At 59.2% G+C, this 2668-nt stretch carries 5 protein-coding genes; all 5 read right to left on the bottom strand.

All coding sequences use genetic code 11. From position 1 onward, the window contains the following. The coding region (locus Q1K49_RS12935) for an acyltransferase (RefSeq protein WP_300526420.1) at nt 1–702 on the bottom strand (702 nt) is incomplete at its 3' end. Between the two features lie 417 nt (nt 703–1119). Next, entirely contained in the window at nt 1120–1674 is a 555-nt protein-coding gene (locus Q1K49_RS12940) for an NYN domain-containing protein (RefSeq protein ID WP_300526421.1), read from the bottom strand. 90 nt (nt 1675–1764) lie between these two features. Then, complete coding sequence (locus Q1K49_RS12945; protein ID WP_300526422.1) at nt 1765–2016, bottom strand: integrase core domain-containing protein; 252 nt, start codon at nt 2014–2016, stop codon at nt 1765–1767. A gap of 71 nt (nt 2017–2087) precedes the next feature. Beyond that, the gene (locus Q1K49_RS12950; protein ID WP_300526423.1) at nt 2088–2342 is read right to left on the bottom strand and encodes a helix-turn-helix domain-containing protein; all 255 of its coding nucleotides are present in this window, start codon (nt 2340–2342) and stop codon (nt 2088–2090) included. A gap of 133 nt (nt 2343–2475) precedes the next feature. Beyond that, the coding region (locus Q1K49_RS12955; protein WP_300526419.1) for a DapH/DapD/GlmU-related protein at nt 2476–2668 on the bottom strand (193 nt) is incomplete at its 5' end.

A 2668-nucleotide genomic window follows, 5' to 3' on the forward strand; every position in this document is an offset into this window, starting at 1 on the left:
CCGGGCGGGCACTCCCGCCACCACCATCCGGGGAGGAACATTGCGCACCACCACCGCTCCCGCCGCGACGAGGGCGTCCTCGCCGATCTCGATGCCGGGCAACAGCGTGGCGTTGGCGCCGATCCGGGCTCCTCGCCGCAATGTGGGGCCACCGAAGTGTTTCTTCCGCTCCTCCGTGCGTCCCAGAAAGTTGTCGTTCGTGAAGGTCACCTCGGGAGCGAGGAAACAGTAATCCTCCACGACGCTCAGAGCGGTCACGTAGGCCTCGGTCTCGATCTTCACCTTGCGCCCGATGCGCACCTTGTTCTCGACGGTCACTCCCCGTCCCACGATGGTGAGTTCCCCGATGGTCACATCCTCCCGAATGCTCGCCAGATCAGCCACGAAGACGCCGCGCCCGAGGGCGGCCCCCCGGTAGAGCACGGCGCAGGCCCCCACGGTGACCGCCTCGCCCAGTTCGAGGAAAGGCAGCTCCCGGGGTTCTTCCGTCGTGGCGGAAAGGGAGGCCGTGGCGGGAAGCTTTCCCAGCACGGCGTTGTCGCAGATGCGGCATCCCGCCCCGATCCGCACACCCCGGCGGATCACCACGTTATGCCCGACTTCCACGCCGTCTCCGAGCTCCACTTCATCCTCGATGACCACGTTGTATCCCAAAGAGACCTTCTTCCCCAAAATCGCTCCCGGAGCGACGCACTGTGCCATGGCGTTCCCTCCGTTCTCCCTTAGGTCGTTTTTTCAAAACTTGAAAAGAACCGTAAAGCTGGCTATCATACGGAGCCATGAGCCGACATGACATAGACGATGCGACATGGAAAGGACTTTCAAAACTTTTACCGCCGAAGCGGAGCGGAAAAGCGGGACGCCCGCTCCGGGATAATCGCGTCATGTTTTAAAAAACCAAGCTCCTTCGGAAAGCGTACTGCCCGCGAAACGTTCAAAAAGCTCGCAGTCCTGCGCACAACACTCAGCTCACACACCTGCCGCAGTCCCTCACATGTCAATAGATCTCACCTTGACAAAAGAGGCTCTTGTTTCTATAATAAATTCACTATATTCCTTGGTGTTTCCTTCGGGAGATGCCAATGTGTACGAGGAGGGGCCGCAAGGTCTCTCCTCTCATTATGCGAGCGCCAGTTCTTTCAGGACAGCGGGAGTAATCTCTCTCCGTTCATCGACGATATTCCATAGCCGATTGTGAAACGTCCCAAACGGCCCGTGAACAAGACGGGTTATCACGCCTTCGTTTTTCGCCGCTTCGATCGCAGGGCAAAGGTCGCTGTCGCCCGAAAGCAGCGCGGCGTACGATATTTTCTGTCGGAGAGAGGCAAGGGCGAAATCCAGCCCCATCTGAAGATCGACGCCCTTCTGATCGAAAAGCAGTTTACCGCTTTCGTCCGCGCCGCGCTTTTCCAGCCTCCCGAGCCGTACTTCGAATCGATCCAGCTTTTCAAGCGCCTGAAAAAACTTCTGCTTCCTGGAGACTCGCTCCCTTTCCTCGGTCGTCGGCAACGGCGACTGATACGGTAAGCAGTCGTAGTAATAGACTCTGCGTACAGGCAGATCGCAGGCAATCCATCGCACCAGCTTCGCCATGTCGATTCGAAATTCGGGCGCCATCTGCAAAGAGAGTTTCTGGAGATATCCACCGTCGATGAAAATTCCGATGTATTCCATGTTCACCTCTCCCCTAGCGGCTCTTTTCGGTGCTTTCGTGTTTTTTCCCGTTCAAGCCGGAAAGCCGGGGAATGGAGTGCTCCCCTGAAATCAAGCCATTAATGCCGCTTGTTCGAGTCGATACTGCTTCGGGGAAAGGTACTCCAGAGATTGATGGGGCCTGTCCCCGTTGTACCAGTGGATCCACCGGCCGATTTCCCGCTGCGCTTCCTCGAAGGACCGAAATTCTTTCAGCCAGACGCACTCTTCCTTCAGGCTCCTGAAAGATCTTTCGATCATGCCGTTCCGTTCCGGCGTGTAGGGTGTAACGGATTCCTGAGACAATCCGTAATCACCGCACATTTCCCGGAATCTCCGGCTTTGGAACACAAGACCGTTGTCACTGCGGATCACCGGCTTGCCCTGTCCGCTCCTCAAGGTCCCGGAACGATGCGCCTGATCAGTTCGTCCTTCTGCCCCTCTTCGTCTCTGGGGCGGCTCCTCAGGGCGTTTTCCGCCCCCGCCAGGAACCGTTCCCTCCACCGCTCCACCTCGGCCACCGTGGGGCCCTGGGTCCGGGCTGCTTCCGCTATCGTGGTTTTCCCCTTCAGGATCTCAAGGATCAGCGCTGCCCGCCTCTTCGCCGTCCAGCGCTGCACTTCGTCCTTCCGATCTTCCGTCTCTCCCATCCCCGACACCCCGTTCAGACACCCTACCAGGAGCTGCAGGCACTCAAGGACCTCGCCGCGGGGAGGGGAAGAAGCCGCGACGAGCCCACGCACCTCCTTTCAAATTTTGGCTGATTGTCAATTCAATTGCCGATCAGCCGTCGAAGAAGACCTGCTTTTCGAGAAGCTGCTCCTCCGGAACAGGGCGCAGCACCCGGGCGGGCACTCCCGCCACCACCATCCGGGGAGGAACATTGCGCACCACCACCGCTCCCGCCGCGACGAGGGCGTCCTCGCCGATCTCGATGCCGGGCAACAGCGTGGCGTTGGCGCCGATCCGGGCTCCT

It is taken from the genome of Aminiphilus sp., assembly GCF_029975095.1.
Taxonomy (GTDB): Bacteria; Synergistota; Synergistia; order Synergistales; family Aminiphilaceae; genus Aminiphilus.

Excerpts from the sequence above, each read along its gene's own strand:
- Q1K49_RS12945 (WP_300526422.1), bottom strand. The coding sequence starts at position 2,016 with ATGTGCGGTGATTACGGATTGTCTCAGGAATCCGTTACACCCTACACG.
- Q1K49_RS12940 (WP_300526421.1), bottom strand. The coding sequence starts at position 1,674 with ATGGAATACATCGGAATTTTCATCGACGGTGGATATCTCCAGAAACTC.
- Q1K49_RS12950 (WP_300526423.1), bottom strand. The coding sequence starts at position 2,342 with ATGGGAGAGACGGAAGATCGGAAGGACGAAGTGCAGCGCTGGACGGCG.